This window comes from Burkholderia seminalis DSM 23518 (genome assembly GCF_902832885.1).
Classification (GTDB): domain Bacteria; phylum Pseudomonadota; class Gammaproteobacteria; order Burkholderiales; family Burkholderiaceae; genus Burkholderia; species Burkholderia seminalis.
The window spans coordinates 187,032-211,962 of sequence record NZ_CADFDK010000006.1 but is presented as its reverse complement, the minus strand read 5'-3'; the positions used below and the strand labels follow the sequence as shown (position 1 = coordinate 211,962).

The following is a 24,931-nucleotide window of genomic DNA, read 5'->3' as shown; positions in this document are numbered from 1 at the left end:
ATGGCCCTGTCACGCCGACAATTCCTGAGCGTTGCCGCCGCCGGCGCGGGCGCGATCCTCGTCGCGCCGCGGATCGTGTTCGCGAACGTCGCGACCGACCGCCGCTTCGTGTTCGTGATCCAGCGCGGCGCGGCCGACGGCCTGAACATCGTCGTCCCGTATGCGGAGCCCGCGTATGCGTCGCTGCGCGGTCCGCTCGCGATCGACACGGCGGCAGCAACGCGGCTCGACGGCACGTTCGCGCTGCACCCGTCGCTCGCGCAGACCGCGCAGCTGTACCGCGACGGGCAGGCGCTGTTCGTTCATGCGATCGCGTCGCCGTACCGCGACCGCTCGCATTTCGACGGCCAGAACGTGCTCGAAACGGGCGGCCGTGCGCCGTACCAGGTGAAGGACGGCTGGCTGAACCGGCTTGCCGCGCTGCTGCCCGCGACGCGTGAAAGCGCGATCGCGTTCGCGCCGACCGTGCCGCTCGCGTTGCGCGGCACCGTGCAGGCCGCGTCGTATGCGCCATCCGGTTTGCCGGCCGCGCCGGACGACCTGCTCGCGCGCGTGTCGTCGCTCTACGAGGCCGATGCGCAGCTCGGCCCGCTGTGGCAGTCGGCGATGGACGCGCGCGGCCTCGCCGGTGATGCGCAGGCGCGGCAGGATCCCGCCGGCGTCGGCAAGCTCGCGGCGACGTTCCTCGCGCGCGACGACGGCCCGCGGATCGCGATGATCGAGACGGGCGGCTGGGACACGCACAGCGCGCAGAACGCGCGACTCGCGAACCAGTTGAAAGCGCTCGACACGATGCTTGCCGCGTTGCGCGACGGCCTCGGGCCCGCGTGGCAGCAGACCACGGTGCTGGTCGCGACCGAGTTCGGCCGCACGGCGGCGGTCAACGGCACGGGCGGCACCGATCACGGGCAGGCGTCGGTCGCGATGCTCGCGGGCGGTGCGGTTGCCGGCGGCCGTGTGATCGCCGACTGGCCGGGGCTGCGGCCGGGTGACCTGTACGAAGGGCGCGACCTGAAGCCGACCGCGTCGCTCGACGCGCTGATCGCCGGCGCGGCCGCCGAAAGCCTGCGGCTCGATCCGCGCCGCACCGCATCCGCGCTGTTCGCGGAAAGCGGCGCGACGCGGCCGATGACCGGCCTGATTCGCGGTGCGGCATGACGCGGCCCAGGCCGCGCTCGTCCTCGCTGGACCATGACATAACAGGGAGAATTGATGATGAAGATCCGGACCGTTTCGTTGGCCATGCTGGTGAGCGCGAGTGCCGTGCTGATGTCCGCCTGCGTGGTCGAACCCGTGCGGCCGCCGCAGCCGGCGCCCGTCGTCGAAGTGGCGCCGCCGCCACCGGCGCCCGGTTATCGTTGGGCGAAGGGGCATTACCGGTGGGCCGGCAATCACTGGGCGTGGGTGCCCGGGCACTGGGTGGCCGTGTACTGACCTCGCGTGACGTGCCGAGCGACGGGGAGGCCGGGAAGCGGGGGCGCGTATTGGCGCGGCGGCACGCCGCCTAGTCCCACCCGATCCGGTGTTTCTCCTCCGTTTCGCGATGCCGCCAGTCGTCGTCCGCGTGCAGGTACTGGCTCGTCGTCGTGAGCGATGCGTGGCCGAGGTTGTCGCGCACGAGCCGCAGGTCGACGCGGCCATCGGCCATGTGCGAGCCTGCGCTGTGACGCAGCCAGTGCGCGGACGCCTGTTCGAGCACGCGCGCCTGCTGGTCGCCGGCTTCGCCGTTCGCACGCAACCGGTCGGCCGCCTGCCGGAATACCTGCTTCACGATCCGGTGCAGCGCCGCGCGCGTGAGCGGCTTGCGTACCTGGCCGGCCGGCAGCACGAGCGGCGTCGGTTCGCCGTCGGACGGCAGCGCCGGCATCCCGTGGGCGCGCCGGTAGCGCGCCAGCTCGGCCATCATCTCGTCGGTGGCCGGCACGAGCCGCTGCCGGCCACCCTTGCCCGTCACGTCGAGCCACCAGCGATCGTGGCCGTTCGCGTCGCGCCGGCAGAAGAACTGGCCCATCGTCGTGTCGGCCGCTTCGGTGATGCGCAGCCCGCCGAGATACAGCAGCGTGAACAGCCAGCGCGCGCGATCCGCATGGAAGCGCGTGCGCGCATCGTCGCGCGGCATCGCGGCGATCGCCTCCTTGACCGACTGCCACAGCGGCTGCCCGAGATGGCGCGTGACGCGCGGCGCGGGCCGGCGCTGGCGCTGCCGCGACAACGCGAGCGGATTGCCGGCCAGATAGCCGGCCTGCACGAGCCACGAGAACATCACGTTCAGGATCACCAGCGCCTGCCGCTGGCTGGCCGGCGACAGCGGCCCGTAGAACGGCCGCCAGCGCGGATCGTCGCGCGGATGCTTGCGGCCGCCGTTCGCGCACCACAACTCGGCAGGTGCCGGCGCGAGCAGGAACTGCCGGTAGACGACGAGATCCTCGTGCGTGAGCGACGACAGCGGCTTTCCGCATGCGATCACGGCCCACAGCAGCAGGCGTTCGGCTTCCTTGCGGTAGTTCTGGAACGTGGTCGGCGTGTCGACGAAGCGCGCGAGCCACGCGCGCACGGCGTCGAGATCATGGGTTGCGGCGATCTGCGGATGCGCGTTGCCCGAGCGGTTGGTGCCCGTGCGGCCATCGAGCGCCGCCGGCACGGTCAGCGCATCGATCGGCAGCGGGCGCAGCACGGCGTCGGACGGAACCGGAGAGGGCATGCGAGGGGCGGCGCGTTGCGCGAACCGCGCGGACCTGGCCGGGCGGACGATGGCAACGCGTCAAAGCGTATCGGGAAGCGCCGATGGTACCTGAACGGGGCGCGGCAAAGAAAGCGGCGAGTACCGATCGCGATGATCCCGGTCAGCTGGTCGACCGGGTGACGGGCACGGCCTACAGCGGGCGCCGTTCCCCAAACCACTTCCTGCTGTTCGGCGTCAATAGCAGCAGCGCGGCGATGACCAGCAGGCAATCCGCCAATCGAAGGGTGGAGCCGGGTGCGTGTTCAAGCATCGAGCGCGTGCTGAGTGCGAGGCTGAGCGAGATCCATCCGAGCGTCCACGTTCTGGCCCAGCGCCTTTGACGGCCCAGGTTGAAGAGCAAGATCCCGCCGATCGCGGGAGCGGCGACCATCGGCAGCATCCATGCGATGCCTGCCCAGAACATGGGCTTGACGTGAATCGCAAGGAGTACTTCAGGGTGTCGAATCGTGTCGATTATCCCGCGTGCCGCATTGAAACTCGTGATGCACCACACGACGAAGAGCATCAGCCACGCGCCCAGCGTCGCGCCGGGCATCCGTTCCGCAAAGATCGAACGTCTGATCGTTCGGAGTGCCATCTCGTTTGCCCTCGAATCGGATTGGCCGGCCGATGCGGCGGCTCTTGTCGCCCGCGCCGGTTTCGGCTGTCGGGTTGGCTTGTGCCGGCCGATTATGGGGCCACGCGGAACGAGCATGCAACGTGTTTCAGGCATGCCGGTCGCGGTACAGCGGCCATCGTGCGCGTCACCCCAGCGACAGCCCGCTGTTCAACGACATCCGCACCAGCGTTGCCTGCCGCGTGATGCCCGTCTTCGAAAAGATCGCACGCAGGTACGGGCGCGCGGTGTTCTTGCTGATCGCGAGCGCCAGCACGGTCTCGGCCGGCGTGAGGTCGAACGGCTTGCGCACGACGTCGTGCGGCGTCTGTGACTTGCGCTCGGCATCGCGGATGAAGATCGCGCGCCGGCCCGCGCGGATCGTCCCCGGACCACTCGCTCAACCGTACCGCCCGGATCAGCACGTTGAGAGGGGCTTGCCGGACGGGCGCGACACCGCAATCGCGTGCGCGACCGATAGCGTGATGACACCCGTGCGTTCCGCGCGCACCTGGCGGATCAGCTTCTGCCGCTTGCGGTCCTCCAGCGGATACGACGCTTCGGGCGTGCCGCCGCGCACGCGCGGGCCGTCGCATTCGGCGAAGATCTCGTCCGAGGCAAAATGCGGGTGGTCAGATGCGTTTTGTAAGGTAATTGTGAACTTTCTCGCCGCGCGGGTCGTCTAATCGGCCCTCCAATGCTCCCAGAGGAACCTCAGATGATTCACAAGACCCGAACGCTGCTCGGCGCGGCCGTCATTGCCGGCAGCACGCTCCTCGCCGGATGCCAGACCGACGCGGCCGCCACGGCATCCGGTGCTGCCCGCGCGCCCGACGCCAGGCCCGTGACCAAGACCGTCTACGTCGCGCCGCAGTCCGCGCGCTGCACGGGCGTCGCGCCGATGGAGTGCCTGCAGGTGCGCAGCAGTCCGAGCGAGCCGTGGAGCCTGTGGTACGCCGGCATCGAAGGGTTCGCGTACCAGCCCGGTTACCTGTACACGCTCGAAATCGACGAATACCGCGTCGCGCAGCCGCCGGCCGACGGCTCGTCGATCCGCTGGGTACTCAAGCGCGTCGTCGAACGCCGTCAGGCGAACTGACGGCGGCGTTCATGCCGAGGGCCGCGCCGCCGCACCGGCCGGCGGCGCGGCCGTATCGATCCGCCGGAACACGGCGGACGACAGCAGCGTCACCGCCCCCATGCACGCGAACGACAGCATGAACCCGTGCGCCATCGAGCCCCAACCGGCGGCGAACAGGTTCACGAGCCCGCCGCCGATCGACACGCCCAGGCCCATCGCGAGCATCTGCATCATCGTGAACAGGCTGTTGCCGCTGCCGGCGTCGGCATGCGACAGCCCCTTGAGCGTCACGCCGTTCATCGCCGCGAACTGCATCGAGTTCGCCGTGCCGAACACGATCAGCAGCACGCCTTCCAGCACCGGCGCGGGCCGTGCCGATACCAGCGCGAATCCGGCGATCGCGCAGCCGACGATCGCCGTGTTCACGACCAGAAACGCCGCATAGCCGAACCGCTTCACGAGCGGCGCGATCCAGCGTTTCGCGATCACGCCCGCGATCGCGGCCGGCAGCATCATCAACCCCGACTGCAGCGGCGTATAGCCGAGCTGCACCTGCATCAGCAGCGGCAGCAGGAATGGCACCGAACTCGTGCCGATCCGGCACAGCAGGTTGCCGAGCAGCCCGGACCCGAAATTCGGCTCGCGGAACAGTCCGAGCCGGAACAGCGGCTGCGCGCGCCGCCGCGCATGCGGCAGGTACGCGAGCGCGCTCGCGAGTCCGACCACGGCGAGCCCGGCCGCCCACACGGCACGATGTGCAGGCATCGGCGGGTCGATCGCGAGCGACAGCGCGATCATCGCGGCCGACAGCAGCGCACAGCCGACGAAGTCGAACGGCGGCGGCTGCGTCGCCTGGTCGTGCGGCAGGTAGCGCTGTACCGCGATGAAGCCGACCACGCCGACCGGCGCGTTGACGATGAACACCCAGTGCCATGAAATCGCCTGTGTGAGCCAGCCGCCGAGCGTCGGCCCGACGATCGGGCCGAGCTGGCCGGCGATCGACACGAACGCGATCGCCGCGACGTACTGTTCGCCCGGCACGCGACGCAGCACGGCGAGCCGCCCGATCGGCAGCAGCATCGAGCCGCCGATGCCCTGCACGGCGCGCGCGACGACGAGCTGGCCGAGCGTATGGGACGCCGCGCAGCCGATCGACGCGAGCACGAACACGAGGATCGCGACCGAAAACACGCGGCGCGTGCCGAACCGGTCGGCGAGCCAGCCGGACGCCGGCGTGAGCATCGCCATCATCAGCGTGTAGGCGACCACGACGGGCTGCATCGCGAGCGGCGACGTATGCAGGCTTTGGGCGATCGAAGGCAGCGCGGTGTTGACGATCGTCGTGTCGAGCGACTGCATGAAGAACGCAGCGGCGACGATCCAGAGCAGCGCGGAGTGTGTGGGTTCCCGGGACATGGCAAAAGGCAGGGTACGACGGCCGGGCCGGCGTCGTGCCGGCCTTCAGGCGTTCGATGGTACCGATTCCGGCGGCTGCCGGGAAGCCGTCCGCGCGTGCCAGGCCCGATGGCCGCGTCCGTCTCCACGGACAAGATGCATGCGCACGCATCGGTATTCACCCTGCCTCGCCATGTGCGGAGTGGCATCGGCGTCGTTTGCGCCCGTTTCGAGGGCACACTTTTGCAACGTTTTTCCAGCGCATTCCTCTGCACACGATTGATCGCCATGGCGACGCGCGTGCGCTGACGGCCGTCCGGCCTCGTTTCACAGGCATCGCGCGATCGGCTTGCAAGACCGTCAATCGCGTCTTTCGGCCTGGCGCGCCGAATACGGATACGTTCCTGAAACATTTTCCCGTCATCGCGACCCGCGTTGCCGCCCGTGCGCGCCGGTCACGCTTTCCCCGCTTCGATTTGCGCAGCATGGCACGTGGCTTGCGGTTGACCCGGTGCCGCCGGTGCAGACGGATTCGCCAGAACGATTGCACATCGGCGGCATGTAACGACATCGAAACAAACCGGGGATCGGATCGGGGCGCGGGGCGTCGTGTGCCGCGACGCAGGCGCCGCGCATGTCGTATCGGTCATGCGCACGGGGCAACGCGTTCCCGATCCGTCGAACAGCAAGCTTGCTTGCAGGGTGTCGTGCCGGGGTTCGCACCGCGCATCGCGACGAAGGCCGCGTGCGGCGGGGCGTCGCGCCCGGCACATGTCGGGGGAGGCGCCCATGAAAACGACAGTGAACCAATGGGCATTCATCGCGGTGGTGTTTGCCGCGAGTGCGCACGCGCAGGAAATCTACCTGCAGGGCGGTACGCAGGGCGTCGGCATCGGTGCGGCCGTCAGCTTCAATTCGATGCTGGGCGCGCATGCGGATTTCAATGCGATCGATCTTTCGCATGACTTCACGGTGGCCGGCAATCGCTATCAGGACGACCTGAAGCTGCGTCAGGGCGGTTTGTACGCGGACATCTTTCCGTGGCGCGGCAGCGGCTTCCGCGCGACGCTCGGGTTGCGCTTCAACGACGACGAGCTTCGCGGTGTGTCGGTACCGACCAACGGCACGTACGTGTTCGGCGGCAAGCGCTATCCGGCGTTGCCGGGGATGTATGCGGTCGCGCAAGCGCGTTATCCGACCGTGATGCCGTACGTAGGAATCGGCTACGGGCACCGGCCGGCGTCGAAAGGGCTCGGATTCGTCGCCGATATCGGCGTCGCGTACGGGATTCCGAAATGTTCGTACTCGCTGTCGCCGGAACTGGCCGCCGCGGCCGGACCGGCGAAGAGCCAGATCCTGGTCGCGAGCGGGCTCGATCAACTGCGACAGGTGATGTCGCGATACCGGTGGTATCCGGTCTTGCAGATCGGGATTTCGTACCGGTTTTAGCGACTTGTTTTGAGAAATCGTAACTAGTGGAAAAGAACCCTTGTGGTTACGGGTTTTTTGCTGTTTGCGTTTTATATGCTGATTGCGAGTCAGCCGCCCATGTCGACGTAACTGCGCGCGCCCTGAGCGTGAATCACGGTCGGACATACGCGCCCGCCCCGCGCCTTGCATATCGCGCAGCGGCCGCATGCCACGTTGAACTGCACGGAAACCAAGCCGCCCTTCTACAGGTTCGTGACGTCGGAACCGATCTCGACGGCTTCAACGGTGACTTCATGGCGAGGACGAGCGGACTGTCGCGCTGCGATTCCTGCCGTGGGCACCACAGGTTCACGTGGCACGATGAACAGGCTGGCAAAGCGAAAGTCGTTGTCGCCGAGATCAGCGTTGCGTGCGATCCGCACGTAGTTGACGCCGGGCGCGAACGGAAAGACGTCGTTTGTCTCGTAATAGTGAAAGGCTCGACCATCCTCGCCGAGCAGCGCGGGGCTGCCTTCGCGCGAGGCCAATGCGGCGGTGGCGAGCACGCGTTGCCCAATATGCGCCGTGAGCGTCAGATTGACGAACGTGTCCGAGGTCGTCCTCACGTCTGCCAGCAACGGGACAAGGCGGCAGGCGATCGGTGCCGCGGTGCGGTTCGTCACGACGAAGGTCAGATGCTTGCCGACCAGGATCGACTTGCCGATCATCACGTCCGGATAAGCGGTCGGCGAGCCGAGTGTCGACGAATCCGCCAGGCTGAAACCGCAGGTCAAGTCGAGTTCGAGCCCGACGTCGGCGCCATGCAATTCCGCGAGTTGCGACGCGGACGAGTAGTGTCGCAGTGCCATGCCGGCATATGGAACGCTGCGGCCCGAATCCTCGCGACACGTCTTGTCGGAATAGGTGCCCGGTGCGGTCAGGAACGCCGAAACGAAATAACCCGGCTCGAGTTTCGCCGCGTTGCCGGGTGTATACGACTGGATGTAATCCGGGTTGTCGACCAGATCGAGGACGTTGCCGTATCCGTCGGTTGCCGCCGAATAGCGCGTGCCGGTGCCGTCCTGCACCTGCAGCGCATAGAGAAACTGGTTTTCGTTACGGAAGAAGTTCGCCCCCCGCACGGACGCTTTCCAGATGCAGCCGAGACCATCCGTCAACTCGCCCGCCGACTGATTCGCGGCGAACGAGTGCCGAATCGCGAGCAGGCTGCCCGACACGCCGTCGAAGCCGCCGGTGCAACCTTGCGCGTCGATGTGTGTCGATCGGCCTGCGCCGTCGACGAATGTCTGATTCATGCGGACGACGCACGGATCGCCGCCGTAACCGCAATGGCAGATTGCGAGCAGATCCGTCACGTACGACGTGCGAGACGGCAGCGTTGCGTCAGCCGTGCTGCGTACGACGTCGTGCGTGTAGATCTCCATCGAGTTGCGGAAGTCGATCTTCTTCCGGTGCGTAGCCGTGAAGTAGCTCTTCGCCGATTCGAGAAACCTCGCATGACCGAGCGTATAGAAGTTGCGGACGTAGTCGTTCTTTTTGTCCGGATCGGAAAGCGAGTTCAGGTGCCCGGCGAGCACTTTCTGCATGGCATTCTGGTACTGGTAGATCTTCTCGCGCATCTCGCCCAGTGTCGCGGCGACCGTGTCGGGCGCAAGAGAGAGCTGGTCGCGCATCGACAGGTACACGCCGTACATCGAAACCTGCGCGCCGCAGGCGAGTGCGTGCATCGTCAACCCCTGATATTCGGAACCCTTGATCAGGAACATCGGCGTGAGCATCGTGCAACCGCTCCAGAACGCGGCGAACTTCGCGGTGATGGCGTCCACCATCGACGCCGAATAGGGCGGCGAGTTTCTTCGCACGAATTCGACGAGGAAGTGCAAGTCGTCGTTGATGCCCGCCAGCGTTTGACGCATGATCTCGACGTTGTTTTTCGAAATCTCGTCCGTCGCGATGCGACGGATTATCGTTTCCTCATCCGGCCCGCGCTCGAATAGCGTATTCAGGTGGTTGAACAACAGGTTCAACACTTCGCCGACGAGCGGCCCGGCGGCCGGAATGAACGATGCGAGCGCCTCGATCGTGACTTCGCCGAATGCGATGAGCCCCGGCAGGGTATTGGTCGACAACGCTGCATTGACGATATCCACGATTGCGATTGTCGCCGGCTGGTATTGCTCGATCTGGGTCTTGATTTCGCCGAGCTTCATTTTGAAGCCGGGAACCAGCAAGTCGTTTTCATCGAAAGCATGGACGGGCGGGGCGGCATTTCCCTCGAGCCCCGAGGCGATCGCGCGCGATCGGGCCGATGGCGTGCCGTCATCGCCGCCGCACGCGGCGAGCAGCGGCAGCACTGCACTGCATGCGCTGTACATCAGGAAGGCTCGTCGGTCGATTCGAGGTGTCATCGCGTCTCCGTAGGACAGTAACGGTGTCACGTGCGGCCAGTGCAATCGGCGACGAACTGGCGGACGTGCGGGTACCCGGCGTACCGGGTAACGGGAGCGGATGCGGGGAGCGGCGGTTCGGTTGCCGCCTGCGTGCAGAGAGAGGACGTCGTGATTCTCGACCTCGTGAAGTAGGGGAACGGTAGCATATTCATTGTCGAATCGTCAACGAATGTGAACCTTTAAAGTATTTAGTTAAACGAAATGACTGTTGACTACATGGTCGCCAGTTTGTATCCCGCATATTTGACTTATTGAAATTTGTGTAGTGGGTAGTTAAACCTAGCTATGCGATGAGTCGAGCTGTCATCGGTAAAGGCTCGCCACAACAGGGAACAGGGTTGTGCAGTGAGCAACTGGAACGGATGAGCGGCTTCGATTGCATGGCCGATTGCGATGCATGATCAAACGCAGTTCGCGATCTCCGCTGGACTGCGGCGGAGCGCGCTTCGTTCGCAGCGATTTACATGATGAAGTTCCTGCAACCCGTACGAGGGAACACACATTCGTATCGGCAAGCGAGGCGACCGACATCTCCGTACCTTGCTCATACACGGTGCTCGCGCGGTACTCCGAACCGCACCAACCAGACATGACAAGAAGCACGCCTGGGCTCTCGCATCGTAATGCCAGACGACGCGCCAATCGGGCCATGGTTGCGATCGCGAACAAGATTGCATGTGTGATCTGGTCGATGCTCGCAACCGGCCGGTCGTATCGGAAATCAGTGTGGCAACGTCACCAGCGATGTGTTGACGAATTGACGAGTGGCACTCCGGTCGATCCGGGCGAGCAGGGAACCAGGCTCTTATAACGGTCCCTGAGGTCTGCCAGTTGTCGAGGCCCGCACGCGTGGAATTCCGGTTGGGCGCTGGGCGATGCCCTGACGCCGGATGGAGGGACGCTATCGACTTCCGTGTCTGTCAACTTCCGTTTGCTGTTGGGAGCAGTCCATGGATGTAGAAAATCGCGTCGCTGATCCCCGTCTTGCGGCAGACCTCCGCGACAGGCGTTCCCCGCGCGGCCTGCCTCGACGCGTATGTGGTCTGCTCTTCGGTGAACTGGCTCTTCTTCACGGCATGACTTCCTGGTCTGAATGACAACGTCATGCCGGAATTTTCCACTTTCAACTGGGACAGTGTTGCGGGCTCGCCTCACTCACCGAAGCTGTCTCGTCGGCGCGTTTGCGTTGGTGTCGTCATCACGGAGCCGCGGGGCAGGCGGCTGGCGCGCCGCGCTACGGGATAGCGCCGCACGAACCGTTCGCCAGGGCGAGAGGCACGGTATCGGTGTTGACGAAGGACGAGTCCGGAATTGACGCTCTTCAGGCACGTTCGAGCATTTTGATCGCTGCGGCGGCTGCGCCTGCGCGGGTCTCGACATGTAGCTTGCGGAACAGGTGTTCAAGATGCTTGTTCACCGTGCGCGGGGCTATGCCGAGAATGTCGCCGATATCGCGGTTTGTCTTGCCGTGCGACACCCACAGCAGCACTTCGGCTTCCCGTATGGTCAGGCCGAAGCGTTCGGCGAGCGCATTGCAATGCGCCGTGTCGTCTCTTTCCTTGAGGATCACGATCCATTCGCCCGGTTCCGGACCGAGCGTCGCACTGGCCGAGCGACGTATCTGGCCCGTGCTGACTTCGTGCACGGCGTCCCCTTGGGCGCCGCGCGCGAGCCAGTCGATGAACCACATGCGCAGCGGGGCAGGCAGAGTCGGTGGCGCATCGGACCCGCGTGCGTTCTTGGTTTGCCCGGCATCGGCGGGGCCGTCATGCGTAGTCGCGTATGCGGCGATATGATGCGCAGCCTGCGGACTCTGCCACCGAATCGTGCCGTCCGCGCCGACGATCAGCGCCGCGCGTGTGTCGAGCGACAGTGCCGCCTCCGCGTACAACTGCGCACGTGAACGTCGTACGTGGGCGCCGATGCGCGCGCACAACTCCTCGGGCTGCACCGGTTTGGTCACGTAGTCGATGCCGCCCACGCGAAAGCCGCGTACGACGTGCTCACTCTCCGTCAATGCGGTCATGAAGATGACGGGAAGATGCTCGTGCCGTCTGTCCTGCTTGATACGCAGGCATGTTTCGAAGCCGTCCATGTCGGGCATCATTGCATCAAGCAATACCACGTCGGGCGTCACGCGCGCGAGGCGTTTAAGCGCATCCTCGCCGGACAGGGCAACGATAACCGTGTAGCCGTGCGCCTGCAGCGTATCGGAAAGAAAAGCGAGGTTCTCCGGCGTGTCGTCGACGATCAGTATCATGGGCCGTTCGTGCAGCCACGCGGCCGGGTTGTCGGCGAGCGGGGAGGCCGCGATGGTGGTGCGTGCGTCACGCGTTCGAGCCGCGCGCGAGTCGGTCAAGTTCATGCTCGAGTTCCCTTAGCTGAAAACGTTCCGCCAACGAGCGCAACGCGTCGATTTGATGCCGCAACTCGGGCCAGGTCTCGCGCGCGGCGTCGAGCTGTTCGATCACGCCCTGTACGTAGCCGACTTCGAGATGCGCATGCAGGTGTTCGATGAGTTCGCGCGGCCACACGGCGAGCGCGAGCGGCTGCGTCGCGGCCGGTGCGTTTGCCGCCGGAAGTGAGCTCGCTTCGGTATCGGACGCAATCCAGTCGAGTGCAAGCAGTTGCGCAAGCTTGTCGAGCAGCAGATTCACCTGCAGCGGCTTGACCAGATAATCCTTGCATCCGGTCGCGCTTGCGCGATCGCGGTCATCGGCGAACGCGTTGGCGGAGAGCAGAACGATGGGCGCGTTCGACAACTGATTCTCGGAGATCAGGCGACTGGTTTCGTAGCCGTCCATCAACGGCATCGAAATGTCCATGATGATGGCGTCCGCCGTGTGCATGGCAAGCCAGCGCAGCGCATCGGTGCCGCTGGCCGCTTCAGCGACATCGAAGCCAAGCGGCGTGAGCAACTGCACGACGATGTCGCGCTGGTCGTCGAGGTCGTCGACGACGAGAATGGTGCGGCGCGCCCCCGTATAGCCGCGAATCGACGCGAGTTCGGTGCGTGTTTCGGCTGCCGTGTCAACGGCGGGGGCGAACAGGCGGACCACAAAGCGCGTGCCATGCCCGACTTCACTGTCCACCTCCAGGCTGCCGCCGAGCGCTTGCGTGAGCAGGCGGCAGATCGTGAGCCCGAGACCGGCGCCGTGATCGTACGCATGGGCTGCTTCGCCGCGTTCGAACGGCAGGAACAGGCGCTCCAGTTCGCTGGGCGGGATGCCGGGGCCGGTATCGATCACCTCGAATTTGAGTGTATCGAGCACATGACTCACGCGCAGCGTGATCGTGCCGCTCGACGTGAAGCGGATCGCATTGCCGATCAGGTTGGTGAGGATCTGACTCATGCACTTCTGGTCCGTGCGCACGGTGGCGGGAAGCCGACCGACCGTCTGCACGTCGAATGCGAGTGCCTTTTCGAGCGCCTGTGGCCGCAGCATCGACGTAAGGTGGGCGACGAAATCGGCGAGGGATACCTTGGCGATGTTCAACTGAAGCTTGCCTGCCTCGATGCGCGCGATGTCGAGCAGCCCGTCGACGAGCGCGAGCAAATGCTCGCCGCTGCGATGGATCGTGCGCACGGCGTTGTAGCGCATCGGCGTGAGTTCTTCCTTCGCCTGCAGCAGCAATTGCGCGTAGCCGAGAATGCTGTTCAACGGAGTGCGCAACTCGTGGCTCAAACCGGAGACGTAACGGCTTTTGGCCTGATTGGCCGATTCCGCGGCGGCGGTCGCACGCTTGAGCGCCGCGTCGGTCTTCTGATGCGCGTCGATTTCAAGCATCAGCAATTCGTTTTGCCGCTGCGACTCTTCCTGCGTGACGCGGCGGTTTTCGCGCTCCAGCACGAACCACCAGGCCGCGATGCAGCCCACCAGCGAGAGCGCGAGAAAAATATTCAGGAAGCTACCCGAGAGCGCGCGGCCGATCGATGGTCCGGCGGCGATCATCGAAGTCGCGCTCTGCGACCAGATCAGATAGAGCACGCTGCCCAGCACCGCGAGCATGGCGAGCACGAGGCTCGCATAGTGAATGAGGCGCAGCGCGGCGGGGCCGAGTCGCGCGCCCGGCAGCACGCGGTGCAGCGCGCGGTCGGCCTGCGCGGCGAAGCGCGCGTGCGGTTTGCAGCGGTCGTGGCAGCGCGAGTCGAGCGAGCAGCACAGCGAGCAGATCGTGCCTCCATAGGCCGGGCAGTACGCCGTATCGTCCGGCTCGAAGGTGTTTTCGCAGATCGCGCAGCGCAGCGAGGTGGCGTCGCCGGTCGGTTGCGCGGCACGGGCAATGTAATAGCGCCCGCGCGTGAGTACCGCCAGCACGGGCGCGCACGCGAACGCCGCACCGAACGCGATGAACGACGACATCGCCTTGGCGAGCACGCCGAACAGGCCGCTATGCGCGAGCATCGCGACGGCGGCTGCGATCAGCATCGCACCGACGCCCACGGGATTCACATCGTAGAGATGCGCGCGCTTGAACTCGATATGTCGCGGGCTATAGCCAAGCGGCTTGTTGATGACGAGATCGGCGAACAACGCGCCGATCCACGCAATCGCGATGTTCGCGTAGAGCGACAGCACCTTGGCGATCGCATCGAACACGCCCATTTCCACGAGAAGCAACGCGATCATGACGTTGAACACGAGCCATACCACGCGGCCCGGATGGCTGTGCGTGAGCCGCGCGAAAAAATTGGACCAGGCGAGCGAGCCCGCATAGGCATTGGTCACGTTGATCTTCAACTGCGAGACGATCACGAACAGCGTCATCGCGGGCAGTGCCCAGCTCGCGAGCCCCAACGGATCGAGCAGCAGATGATAGGCGACGAGGTACATCTGCGTAGGCTGGGTCGCGTGGCTCGCATCGACTTCGTACTGGAGCGCAATGAAGGCGAGGAATGCCCCGCCCAGCATCTTGAGCGCGCCGGGTACGATCCAGCCCGGCCCCGTCGAGAGCAGCGCGAACCACCAGCGCGTGCGGTTCTTCGCGGTGAGCGGCGGCAGGAAGCGCAGATAGTCCACCTGTTCGCCCACCTGTACGATCAGCGCGAACACGACCGTCGATGCTTGACCGAAGGCAATCAGGCTGAAAGCGCGGCCCTGCGGCGCGAAGCCCGCGAAGGTGGTCCACTGCGCGACCAGGTCGGGATGGTGCCACAGCACGGCTGCGTAGGGCAGCACGAACAAGACGAGCCACAGCGGCTGCGTCCAGCTTTGCAGGCGGTTGATCAGCGTGATGCCGAACATGACGATCGGAATCACCACGAGCGAACTCACGACGTAGGCGATCGCCAGGGAAATGTGGAAATACAGCTGGAGCGCAAGCGACATGATGGCCGCTTCGAGCGCGAAAAAAATAAACGTGAACACCGCGTACAGCAGCGAGGTGACCGTCGAGCCGATATAGCCAAAGCCCGCGCCGCGCGTGAGCAGATCCATGTCCACGCCGTAGCGCGCCGCGTAATAGCTGATGGGCAAACTGGTGAGCCAGATCAGCACGGACACGGCCGCGATGGCCCAGAGCGTGTTCGTGAAGCCGTAGTTGACGACGAGACTGCCGCCTATCGCCTCCAGCACCAGAAACGACACCGCGCCAATCGCCGTATTGGCCACCCGCAGCTCTGACCAGCGCCGGAACGAGCGCGGTGTGAAGCGCAGCGCGTAGTCCTCGAGGGTTTCGTCGCCAACCCAGGCGTTGTAGTCGCGGCGCACCTTGACGATGCGTTGCGTACCGGGCGCGCCCACTGACGGGTGACTCTGGGACATGAAGATGATCCGAAATGGTGCGAAAGCGGCACGAGCGGGGCGCGAACGGCGTCACGGCGGACCGCACCGCTCAGGATCGCCCTGCAATGCAAATTACATTCCAGCACGGGCGCCGGGAATACGTCGATTGACGTATTTCGATCGTCAAATTGGCTTTCTACATTGCGTCCAACCTCGACCCAGCCCGCAGCGACCCGCATCGGGCACCCGATAAGGAGAACGTGATGTCCGCAGACGATCGACTCGATGACGATGCCCGGATGCCTTCGCCACTGCGCCGGAAAATGCTCGGCGGCCTGGCCGCGGCGCCGCTGATGGCGCTGGGCCTGCCGCGCGGCGCGTTTGCGCAAACGCCGCCCACGGCGAAGGTCAATACCACGGGCCTCGCGGTCACGGACACGACGGTGACGGTCGGCCAGCTTCATTCGGCCACCGGCACGATGGCGATTTCCGAAACCGGCTCGATCCAGGCCGAACGCCTCGCCATCGAGCAGATCAACGCGATGGGCGGCGTGCTCGGCCGCAAGGTGCAGATCATTCAGGAGGACGGCGCCTCCGACTGGCCGACCTTCGCCGAAAAATCGAAGAAGCTGCTGGAGAACGACCACGTCGCGGCGGTGTTCGGCTGCTGGACCTCGGCCTCGCGCAAGGCGGTGCTGCCGGTGTTCGAGAAGGATAACGGCCTGCTCTATTACCCGACCTTCTACGAAGGCCTCGAACAGTCGAAGAACGTGTTCTACACGGGCCAGGAAGCGACCCAGCAGATTCTCTGGGCGCTCGACTGGGCCTCGAACACCAAGAAGGCCAAGACGTTCTTTCTGATCGGCTCCGACTACATCTGGCCGCGCACCTCGAACAAGATCGCGCGCCGTCATATCGAACAGCATCTGCATGCGAAGGTGGCGGGCGAGGAGTATTACCCGCTCGGCACCACCGAGTTCGCGTCGTTGATGAACAAGATCAAGCTCGCGCGTCCGGACTGCATCTTCGCGACCGTGGTGGGCGGCTCGAACGTGGCGTTCTACAAGCAGCTCAAGGCCGCGGGCATCACGCCGCAGAAGCAGTTCCTGCTGACGCTGTCGGTGACCGAAGACGAAGTGCTCGGCATCGGCGGCGACAACTTCGCGGGTTTCTATTCGTCGATGAAGTATTTCCAGTCGCTCGATAACGAGAACAACAAGAAGTTCGTCGCGGCGTTCAAGGCGCGCTACGGGCAGAAATCGGTGATCGGCGACGTGACGCAGGCCGCCTATCTCGGCCCGTGGATCTGGAAGGCGGCGTGCGAGCGCGCGGGCAGCTTCGACGTGGACAAGGTGGTCGCGCATTCGGCCGGCATCGAGGTGGCGAACGCGCCGCAAGGGTACGCGAAGGTCGATGCGAACCACCACCTGTGGAGCCGCTCGCTGATCGGCGAAGGGCAGGCAAACGGCCAGTTCAAGGTCGTCGCGCAGTCGGAGCAGCCGATCCAGCCGAATCCGTTCCCGAAGGGCTATATGTAATCCGTCAACCGCAGCGGCGCGGCGGGCCATGATGCCGCCGCGCGAGGAGCGTTCGATGTCCGCTACCGATATTTTCAACATCACGCTGATGCAGGGCTTCGCCGGTCTGAGCCTCTTCAGCGTCCTGCTCCTGATGGGGCTCGGGCTCGCCGTGATCTTCGGCCAGATGGGCGTGATCAACATGGCGCACGGCGAATTCATGACGATCGGCGCCTATACGGTCTACATGTTTTCGTGGTTGTCGCAGAACGTCTGGCACGCGCTCACGCCCGTGTATTTCTTCTTCGCGATTCTCGCGGCGTTCGCGCTGGCCTTCGCGGCGGGCTGGCTCGCCGAATGGGCGCTGATTCGCCATCTGTACAAGCGCCCGCTCGACACGCTGCTCGCCACCTGGGGCCTGAGCCTCGGCATGCAGCAGGTGTTCCGGTCGACCTTCGGGCCGAAGGAGGTGAGTCCGGCGCTGCCCGACTGGCTGATGGGGTCGTGGGAGCCCACGCCCGGCCTCGACATTCCGGTGAGCGGCATGTTCGTGATGGGCCTCGCGCTGCTGATGACGGGCGGGCTGCTGCTCGCGCTTTATCGCTCGCGCTGGGGCTTGCGCGTGCGCGCCACGGTCGCGAACCGGCCGATGGCGAACGCGGCGGGCATCAACACGCAGCGCACCGACCGCATGACTTTCGCGATTGGCTGCGGTATCGCGGGCGTGGCGGGCGCGGCTTTCACGGCCATCGGCTCGACGGGACCGACGAGCGGCTCGCTCTATATCGTCGATTCGTTTCTCGTCGTGACGTTTGGCGGCGCGGCGAGCCTGCTCGGTACCGTGGCGTCGGCATTCGGCATCGCGCAGATGCAGTCGATCAGCGAGTTCTTTCTCTCGGGCTCGATTGCACGCGTGCTCACGCTGCTCACCGTCGTGGTGATTCTCATGCTGCGTCCGCAGGGCCTGTTCGCCTCGAAGGTGAGGCGAGTCTAAGCACATCGGCTCACGTCAGTGCGCGTTCATGCGCAAGCCTCATTCACAGCTTCATTCGTATGGAGAGATGGACATGGAACCCATCCAACCCACGGCGGGCGGCGTATCGCCGCGATCCGGCCCGGGCGCGCCGCCGGCCGGCTGGCGGGCTCGCGCGGCGCGGCTCGACGCGTCCGGCTACGCGGGCATCGTGCTGCTTGCGCTGCTCATCGTGGTCGTGTTTCCGCTCGCGCTCGACACGTTCCGTCTGAACCTGATGGGCAAGTACCTGACCTACGCGTTCGTGGCGATCGGCCTCGTGATCGCGTGGGGCTACGGCGGCGTGCTCAGTCTCGGCCAGGGCGTGTTCTTCGGCCTCGGCGGTTACGCGATGGCGATGTTTCTCAAGCTCGAAGCGTCCGATCCGGCCGCCACGCGCACGCAGACCACGCCGGGCATTCCCGACTTCATGGACTGGAACCAGCTCACCGCGCTGCCCGCATGGTGGAAACCGTTTCATGGATTGCCGTTCTCGATACTCGCGGTGCTCGTCGTGCCGACGGCGCTCGCGTTCGTGATCGGCTACGCGATGTTCAAGCGGCGCGTGGGCGGCGTCTACTTCGCGATCATCACGCAGGCGGTTGCGCTGATCCTCTCGGTGCTCATCATCGGCCAGCAAGGCTATACGGGCGGCGTGAACGGCATCACCGACCTGCGCACGCTGCTCGGCTGGGACATCCGCACCGATCACGCGAAGCTGATCCTGTACTTCGTGAACGCCGCGCTGCTGATCGGCGCGCTGCTCGCCTGCCGCTACGTTCAGCGCAGCAAGCTCGGCACGCTGCTGCTCGCGATGCGCGACAAGGAAGACCGCGTGCGCTTCTCGGGCTACGACGTCGCCATGTTCAAGGTGTTCGCGTTCTGTCTCGCGGCGATGCTCGCGGCCGTCGGCGGCGCGATGTTCACGCTGCAGGTGGGCTTCATGTCGCCGTCGTTCGTCGGCATCGTGCCGTCGATCGAAATGGTGATCTACGCGGCCATCGGCGGGCGCATGTCGCTGGTCGGCGCGGTGTACGGCGCGATTCTCGTCAATCTCGGCAAGAGCTGGTTCTCGGAGAGCTTTCCGAACCTCTGGCTCTATCTGATGGCGGCGATGTTCATCGGCGTGGTGATGGTGTTTCCGAGCGGGCTGGCGGGTCTGTACGAAGAGCATGTGCGCCCGCGCGTGAGACGTCTGCTCGGCGCGGCGAACAAGGAGGCGTGAAGCATGAGCAATACCGACTTTCTGCTCGCGATCGAAGACCTGACCGTGTCGTTCGACGGCTTCAAGGCGATCGATTCGCTCAATCTCTATCTCGAACGCGGCGAGTTGCGCGTGGTGATCGGCCCGAACGGCGCGGGCAAGACCACGCTGCTCGATCTCATCTGCGGCAAGACCAGGGAAACGGCGGGCAGCATCAAGTTCCGCAACGAGGAAATCACGAAGCTCGCGGAATTCCGCCGCGTGCGTCAAGGGATCGGCCGCAAGTTCCAGACGCCGTCGATTTACGAAAACCTGAGCGTGGCGCAGAACCTCGAAGTGTCGTTTCCGCGCGGTCGCAGCGTGTTTGGCGCGCTCGCCTATCGGGAGGACACCGAAGTGGCCGATCGCGTGCGCGACGTGGCCAGTGAAATCGGCCTCGCCGGCGCGCTCGATCTGGAAGCGGGGCCGCTTTCGCACGGCCAGAAACAGTGGCTCGAAATCGGCATGCTGCTGATGCAGGATCCGGAACTGTTGATGCTCGACGAGCCGATTGCCGGCATGAGCGTGCGCGAGCGCGAACTGACCGCCGACCTGCTCGACCGCATCTGCCGCAACCGCTCGATGATCGTGATCGAACATGACATGGCGTTTGTGGAACGCATCGCGCACAAGGTCACGGTCATGCATCAGGGGAAGATCCTCGCGGAAGGGCCGATGGCGCAGGTGCAGGCCGATCCGCGCGTGATCGACGTCTACCTCGGCCACTGAGTCGGCAATCGAACGACAACACGGAGAACACATCATGCTGGAAGTCGACGATCTCGTCGTCAGCTACGGTCAGAGCGAAGTGCTGCACGGCATCGGCTTTTCCGTTGCGCAAGGCGAAAGCGTGGCCGTGATGGGCCGCAACGGCATGGGCAAGACCACGTTGTTCAAGGCGCTGATCGGCATGCTGCCCGCCAATCGCGGCACGGTGCGCGTGGCCGGCGCCGACGTTTCGAAGGACGAGAGCTACCGCCGCGTGTCGAAGGGCATTGGCTACGTGCCGCAAGGCCGGCAGATCTTCGCGTCGCTGAGCGTCGAGGAAAACATTCGGACGGGCCTCGAAAACGCGCAGAGCCAGCAGGTGCCCGACGAACTTTACGCGTTGTTTCCCGTGCTGTTCGACATGAGAAAGCGCAAGGGCGGCAATCTCTCGGGCGGTCAGCAACAGCAACTCGCGATTGCGCGCGCGCTTGCAACCGACCCGAAAGTGCTGCTGCTCGACGAGCCGACCGAAGGCATCCAGCCGTCCGTCATCAAGGACATCGCCAGGGCGCTCAACCAGATTCGCACGAGCCGCAATATCGCCATCGTCGTCTCGGAGCAGGTGTTGAGCTTCGCGCTCGACGTGGCCGACCGCCTGTTCGTGATCGAGGGCGGCCGCTTCGTGCACCAAAGCACGCGTGACGCGGGCGACACCGACCGCATCCGCGAATACCTCTCCGTCTGAGCGCGGCGCGGCGTTCGCGCGCCGCGCCGTATGTCAATCCGCGAACCCAGGAGCCAATGCCATGCCCGAGACTCTCATCAAGGTCGATCTGAACCAGTCGGCCTACGAAAACGAACAGGTACACAACCGCTGGCACCCCGACATTCCGATGGCCTGCTGGGTGAAGCCCGGCGACGACTTCATTCTCGAAACCTACGACTGGACCGGCGGTTTCATCAAGAACGACGACAGCGCCGACGACGTGCGCGACATCGACCTGTCGATCGTGCACTTTCTCTCCGGCCCGGTGGGCGTGCAAGGCGCCGAGCCCGGCGACCTGCTGGTGGTCGACCTGCTCGACATCGGCGCGAAGGCCGACAGTCAGTGGGGCTTCAACGGCTTCTTTTCGAAGACCAACGGCGGCGGCTTTCTGACCGATCATTTCCCCAGCGCGCAAAAATCGATCTGGGATTTTCACGGTGTCTATACGCGTTCACGCCATATTCCGGGCGTGAATTTCGCGGGCCTGATTCACCCGGGCCTGATCGGCTGCCTGCCCGATCCGAAATTGCTGGAGACCTGGAATGCGCGTGAAACCGGCCTGATCGCCACCGCGCCCGATCGCGTGCCGCCGCTCGCGAATCCGCCGTTCGCGGCCACCGCCCACATGGGCAAGCTCGCGGGCGAGGCGCGCGACAAGGCCGCCGCGCAGGGCGCACGCACGGTGCCGCCGCGCGAGCATGGCGGCAATTGCGACATCAAGGATTTGTCGCGCGGCTCGAAGGTGTTTTTCCCGGTCTACGTGGATGGCGCTGGCCTTTCGGTCGGCGACCTGCACTTCAGCCAGGGGGACGGCGAGATCACGTTCTGCGGCGCGATCGAAATGGCCGGCTGGGTGCACATGCGCGTAAATCTCATCAAGGGCGGCATGGCGAAATACGGGATTCGCAATCCCGTATTTCAGCCCAGCCCGATCACGCCGACCTATAACGATTACCTCATTTTCGAAGGTATTTCCGTCGACGAGCAGGGTGGCCAGCATTATCTCGACGTCACCATCGCGTATCGCCAGGCGTGCCTGAACGCGATCGAGTATCTGAAGAAATTCGGTTATTCGGGCGCGCAAGCGTATTCGCTGCTCGGCTGCGCGCCGGTGCAGGGGCATATCAGCGGCGTGGTGGATATTCCGAACGCGTGCGCGACCTTGTGGCTGCCCACGCAGATCTTCGATTTCGACATTCGCCCGAATGCCGACGGCCCGATCCGGCACATCCAGGGCGGCGTGGATCTGCCGTGTTCGCCGGATCTCGCGAAGGCGTGAGCGGCACACTGAAATAACGCAGGAAAAGGAGGCTGTCATGCCCATCTACGACTTCGAGTGCGCAAGCTGCGGGCCGTTCTCGGTCATGCGCCGCATCGCGGATCGCGAAAAACCGTGCCGTTGTCCCGAGTGCGGCGCGCAAGGCGGGCGCGTGATCGGCGCGCCATCGCTGGCGCTGATGACGGGGGCGCGCCGCGCCGCGCACGCGACCAACGAGCGTGCCGCGCACGCGCCGCGTCAGTCCGACGACGGGCCGCCGCTGCGCCATCGCGCCGGCTGCAGTTGCTGCTCGGGCGGCTCGGCGAAGCTTGCCGGCACGGCGTCGGACGGCCTCAAGCGGCCGGCGGGACGGCCCTGGATGATCAGCCACTAAGGTGTGCCGCGCGCGAGCCGATGCCCGGAAGCAGCGGCCGTCGCGCGCGGCGTCAACGTGTTCGAGGAGGAAGCGTCATGCGACATGGTGATATTTCGAGCAGCCGCGATTGTGTGGGTGTCGCGGTAGTCAACTACAAGATGCCGCGTCTGCACACGAAGGCGGAGGTGCTCGACAACGCGCGCCGCATCGCCGACATGGTGATCGGCATGAAACAGGGTTTGCCAGGCATGGATCTCGTGGTGTTCCCCGAGTATTCGACCCACGGCATCATGTACGACCGCCAGGAGATGTTCGATACGGCGTCGACGATCCCCGGCGAGGAGACCGACATCTTCGCGGCGGCGTGCCGCAAGGCCAACGTGTGGGGCGTGTTCTCGATCACGGGCGAGCGCCACGAGGCGCATCCGCGCAAGGTACCGTACAACACGCTCGTGTTGATCGACAATCGCGGCGAGATCGTGCAGAAGTATCGCAAGATCATGCCGTGGACGCCGATCGAAGGCTGGTACCCGGGCGACCGGACCTATGTGACGGACGGGCCGAAGGGTCTCAAGATCAGCCTGATCATCTGCGATGACGGAAATTATCCGGAGATCTGGCGCGACTGCGCGATGAACGGCGCGGAGCTGATCGTGCGCTGCCAGGGCTATATGTATCCGGCGAAAGAACAGCAGGTGATGGTCGCGAAGGCCATGGCGTGGATGAACAATACCTACGTGGCAGTGGCCAACGCCACGGGCTGGGACGGTGTGTATTCGTACTTCGGCCATTCAGCGATCGTGGGGTTCGACGGGCGCACGCTCGGCGAATGCGGCGAGGAGGAAATGGGCGTGCAGTATGCGGAGCTGTCGCTCGGGATGATTCGCGACGCGCGGCGTAACATGCAGTCGCAGAATCATCTGTACAAGCTGCTGCATCGCGGCTATACCGGCACGATCAATTCCGGCGATGGCGCGAATGGCGTCGCGGACTGTCCATTCGGGTTCTATCGCGACTGGATCGCGGATCCCGACGCCACGCGTCGCCGCGTCGAAGCGCTTACGCGCGCAACGCCCGGCACGCCGGAGTGCCCGATCGAAGGTATTCCGCATCAAGACTGAGCGCGTGCGTTCCCGGCTTCGTGCGCGCACTTTGCGACCGTGCACCGTGCGCCGATCGACTGTTTCGGGAACCTGTTCGAGGACCACCAGGCGACGCAGCTGACGGGGCAGGGCAACGGGCAGCCGATTCGCCGTTCTACCTGGACGTGGCCGACGTGCGGCCGGCGAGCGTCGCGCGCAAGGCGTTCGAGACGCGGATTCGCGACGGGGGGCGAGCCGCCGGCGCCGCATCACGTGTTCGAGCCGCGGTAAAAAGACGGGCAGGCCGCCCGAAAACGGGGGCGCATCGGAATGTGCGCCGTCGGCCGGTCACGCCCGCCACGCAAGGCGCACGCGGCGATCGCATGCTGCACTGCATCGAAATGGCTTGACGAAATGGCCACTACGGCGTAGTGTCCATGGTCGAAGTGTTCAAGAAGTTCGATTGCTCATCATTGGCCGCGCTCCGTGCGGCAGTCGTTGGTCTCTCCCTCTTTGATTCTTTCTGTGCCCGTCGCGGGCGCATGTTCAATTATTTGTATTAAGGAAGTATTTGTGGATACCGGTACCGTCAAGTGGTTCAACGAAACCAAGGGCTTTGGTTTCATCTCCCCGGACAACGGCGGCGACGATCTGTTCGCCCATTTCTCGGAAATTCGCGGCACGGGTTTCAAGACCCTGGCCGAAGGCCAGAAGGTCAGCTTCGAAGTGAAGCGCGGCCCGAAGGGTCTGCAAGCGTCGAACATCACGCCGCAGTAAGCCGCAACGGCAGCGGCCGCCAGTCGGTGGCCGTTGCCGGATGGAGTTTCGCGCGAGGCGCCGCCCTGGCGGCGCCGGCGCGTTCCGATGCGCACGACCGATGCATCGCGACATTCACGATGCATCGGTCGTGACGCCTCCCTCCTCGCATGCCTGAACGGCGTGCGACGTAACGCCCTCGCAAAGCGCTCGCCGCTTCGCGAGCGCATCACCGCTTCAACGCATCAACCTGAGCAGACCGCCGCCATGTCGTAGCCGGCGCGGTCCCGACTTGCGCGGCGCTCATCCCGCCGCCGCCACCGACCGCCCGAACGCCGCAACGCGCCGGGCTCCGATCGCAAGACAGGCCTGTGGCCCGTCTGAACGAACCGATCCCCGGCAGCCTGCCGGCGGCCGTCCCGTTACGGGATGCCGCGCCGGGCAGATCGCCGCGGCCGCGGTCTATCACCTTGTCTGGAGGAATTGGTTTGGCAAAAGAAGAACTGCTGGAACTCGACGGAATCGTCGACGAAGTGCTGCCGGACAGCAAATACCGTGTGACGCTGGAAAACGGCGTCGTGGTTGGCGCGTACGCGTCGGGCCGCATGCGCAAGAACCACATCCGGATTCTCGCGGGCGACCGCGTGACGCTGGAACTGTCGGTCTACGACCTCACGAAGGGCCGCATCAACTTCCGTCACAAGGACGCGAATTCCCCGCGTCCGCCGCGAAGCGGCCAGCCGCGTCGTTAAGCGGCCTCGACCGGTGCGCGGCCACTCGCGCACCGGGTCG

At 65.0% G+C, this 24,931-nt stretch carries 22 protein-coding genes and 1 pseudogene; 15 read left to right on the top strand and 8 right to left on the bottom strand.

Annotation, left to right across the window (positions count from 1 at the left end; genetic code table 11):
* Together HWX00_RS20375 and HWX00_RS20370 are read left to right on the top strand one after the other, a co-directional pair.
* Entirely contained in the window at nucleotides 1–1,158 is a 1,158-nt protein-coding gene (locus HWX00_RS20375; RefSeq protein WP_034191276.1) for a DUF1501 domain-containing protein, read from the top strand.
* A gap of 57 nt (nucleotides 1,159–1,215) precedes the next feature.
* A complete protein-coding gene (locus HWX00_RS20370; RefSeq protein WP_049031193.1) occupies nucleotides 1,216–1,434 on the top strand; it encodes a YXWGXW repeat-containing protein in 219 nt (72 codons plus the stop codon).
* Between the two features lie 70 nt (nucleotides 1,435–1,504).
* Here HWX00_RS20370 and HWX00_RS20365 read toward each other — a convergent pair whose 3' ends face one another.
* The 3 genes from HWX00_RS20365 to HWX00_RS36890 form a co-directional block, all read right to left on the bottom strand.
* On the bottom strand, nucleotides 1,505–2,701 hold the full coding sequence (locus tag HWX00_RS20365) for a tyrosine-type recombinase/integrase (RefSeq protein WP_175027821.1): 1,197 nt from the start codon (nucleotides 2,699–2,701) through the stop codon (nucleotides 1,505–1,507).
* 172 nt (nucleotides 2,702–2,873) lie between these two features.
* Nucleotides 2,874–3,320, bottom strand: coding sequence for a hypothetical protein (locus tag HWX00_RS20360; protein WP_059556594.1), 447 nt, complete (start codon nucleotides 3,318–3,320; stop codon nucleotides 2,874–2,876).
* Between the two features lie 166 nt (nucleotides 3,321–3,486).
* Nucleotides 3,487–3,651, bottom strand: coding sequence for a hypothetical protein (locus HWX00_RS36890; RefSeq protein ID WP_226103898.1), 165 nt, complete (start codon nucleotides 3,649–3,651; stop codon nucleotides 3,487–3,489).
* A 405-nt stretch (nucleotides 3,652–4,056) separates the two neighbouring features.
* Between HWX00_RS36890 and HWX00_RS20350 the strand changes: the two genes are divergently transcribed.
* A complete protein-coding gene (locus HWX00_RS20350; RefSeq protein WP_059556593.1) occupies nucleotides 4,057–4,437 on the top strand; it encodes a DUF4377 domain-containing protein in 381 nt (126 codons plus the stop codon).
* A gap of 9 nt (nucleotides 4,438–4,446) precedes the next feature.
* Here the strand turns inward: HWX00_RS20350 and HWX00_RS20345 are convergent, their stop codons facing one another.
* Nucleotides 4,447–5,835 carry a DHA2 family efflux MFS transporter permease subunit gene (locus HWX00_RS20345; RefSeq protein ID WP_175027820.1) on the bottom strand — a complete coding sequence of 463 codons (1,389 nt, stop codon included), beginning with the start codon at nucleotides 5,833–5,835 and terminating at the stop codon, nucleotides 4,447–4,449.
* A 750-nt stretch (nucleotides 5,836–6,585) separates the two neighbouring features.
* On the opposite strand from HWX00_RS20345, the gene HWX00_RS20340 reads away from it, so the two are divergent.
* On the top strand, nucleotides 6,586–7,263 hold the full coding sequence (locus tag HWX00_RS20340) for a hypothetical protein (protein ID WP_080287996.1): 678 nt from the start codon (nucleotides 6,586–6,588) through the stop codon (nucleotides 7,261–7,263).
* Nucleotides 7,264–7,487: 224 nt separating this feature from the next.
* Here HWX00_RS20340 and HWX00_RS20335 read toward each other — a convergent pair whose 3' ends face one another.
* On the bottom strand, nucleotides 7,488–9,653 hold the full coding sequence (locus HWX00_RS20335; RefSeq protein WP_175027819.1) for a hypothetical protein: 2,166 nt from the start codon (nucleotides 9,651–9,653) through the stop codon (nucleotides 7,488–7,490).
* A 582-nt stretch (nucleotides 9,654–10,235) separates the two neighbouring features.
* Between HWX00_RS20335 and HWX00_RS37390 the strand changes: the two genes are divergently transcribed.
* Nucleotides 10,236–10,319, top strand: a complete 84-nt coding sequence (locus HWX00_RS37390) for a hypothetical protein (protein WP_241012851.1) — start codon at nucleotides 10,236–10,238, stop codon at nucleotides 10,317–10,319.
* A gap of 332 nt (nucleotides 10,320–10,651) precedes the next feature.
* On the opposite strand, the pseudogene HWX00_RS20325 reads toward HWX00_RS37390, so the two are convergent.
* The 3 genes and pseudogenes from HWX00_RS20325 to HWX00_RS20315 form a co-directional block, all read right to left on the bottom strand.
* Nucleotides 10,652–10,768 (bottom strand): annotated as a pseudogene (locus HWX00_RS20325) (transposase); the annotation flags it as partial.
* Between the two features lie 248 nt (nucleotides 10,769–11,016).
* Nucleotides 11,017–11,955, bottom strand: coding sequence for a response regulator (locus HWX00_RS20320; protein WP_175027824.1), 939 nt, complete (start codon nucleotides 11,953–11,955; stop codon nucleotides 11,017–11,019).
* Nucleotides 11,956–12,022: 67 nt separating this feature from the next.
* Nucleotides 12,023–15,460 (bottom strand): hybrid sensor histidine kinase/response regulator, encoded by a 3,438-nt coding sequence (locus HWX00_RS20315; protein ID WP_034191284.1) that lies wholly within the window; start codon nucleotides 15,458–15,460, stop codon nucleotides 12,023–12,025.
* 224 nt (nucleotides 15,461–15,684) lie between these two features.
* Here HWX00_RS20315 and urtA point away from each other — a divergent pair, with 224 nt between their 5' ends.
* From urtA to infA, 10 genes are all read left to right on the top strand, one after another.
* On the top strand, nucleotides 15,685–16,959 hold the full coding sequence (gene urtA / locus HWX00_RS20310; protein ID WP_034191285.1) for an urea ABC transporter substrate-binding protein: 1,275 nt from the start codon (nucleotides 15,685–15,687) through the stop codon (nucleotides 16,957–16,959).
* A 55-nt stretch (nucleotides 16,960–17,014) separates the two neighbouring features.
* A complete protein-coding gene (gene urtB, locus HWX00_RS20305; RefSeq protein WP_034191655.1) occupies nucleotides 17,015–17,932 on the top strand; it encodes an urea ABC transporter permease subunit UrtB in 918 nt (305 codons plus the stop codon).
* Between the two features lie 73 nt (nucleotides 17,933–18,005).
* Nucleotides 18,006–19,175, top strand: coding sequence for an urea ABC transporter permease subunit UrtC (gene urtC, locus HWX00_RS20300; RefSeq protein ID WP_175027818.1), 1,170 nt, complete (start codon nucleotides 18,006–18,008; stop codon nucleotides 19,173–19,175).
* A gap of 3 nt (nucleotides 19,176–19,178) precedes the next feature.
* On the top strand, nucleotides 19,179–19,922 hold the full coding sequence (gene urtD, locus HWX00_RS20295) for an urea ABC transporter ATP-binding protein UrtD (protein WP_175027817.1): 744 nt from the start codon (nucleotides 19,179–19,181) through the stop codon (nucleotides 19,920–19,922).
* Between the two features lie 34 nt (nucleotides 19,923–19,956).
* Complete coding sequence (urtE, locus tag HWX00_RS20290; RefSeq protein ID WP_059556590.1) at nucleotides 19,957–20,646, top strand: urea ABC transporter ATP-binding subunit UrtE; 690 nt, start codon at nucleotides 19,957–19,959, stop codon at nucleotides 20,644–20,646.
* A 61-nt stretch (nucleotides 20,647–20,707) separates the two neighbouring features.
* Nucleotides 20,708–21,946: a formamidase gene (gene fmdA / locus HWX00_RS20285; RefSeq protein ID WP_124669947.1), complete on the top strand. Its 1,239-nt coding sequence runs from the start codon at nucleotides 20,708–20,710 to the stop codon at nucleotides 21,944–21,946.
* Between the two features lie 37 nt (nucleotides 21,947–21,983).
* Nucleotides 21,984–22,319: an FmdB family zinc ribbon protein gene (locus HWX00_RS20280; protein ID WP_175027816.1), complete on the top strand. Its 336-nt coding sequence runs from the start codon at nucleotides 21,984–21,986 to the stop codon at nucleotides 22,317–22,319.
* 77 nt (nucleotides 22,320–22,396) lie between these two features.
* Entirely contained in the window at nucleotides 22,397–23,422 is a 1,026-nt protein-coding gene (locus HWX00_RS20275; protein WP_034191291.1) for an aliphatic amidase, read from the top strand.
* Nucleotides 23,423–23,956: 534 nt separating this feature from the next.
* Nucleotides 23,957–24,160 (top strand): cold-shock protein, encoded by a 204-nt coding sequence (locus HWX00_RS20270; protein WP_006483056.1) that lies wholly within the window; start codon nucleotides 23,957–23,959, stop codon nucleotides 24,158–24,160.
* 467 nt (nucleotides 24,161–24,627) lie between these two features.
* On the top strand, nucleotides 24,628–24,891 hold the full coding sequence (gene infA, locus HWX00_RS20265; RefSeq protein WP_006483034.1) for a translation initiation factor IF-1: 264 nt from the start codon (nucleotides 24,628–24,630) through the stop codon (nucleotides 24,889–24,891).
* Nucleotides 24,892–24,931: the final 40 nt, after the last annotated feature.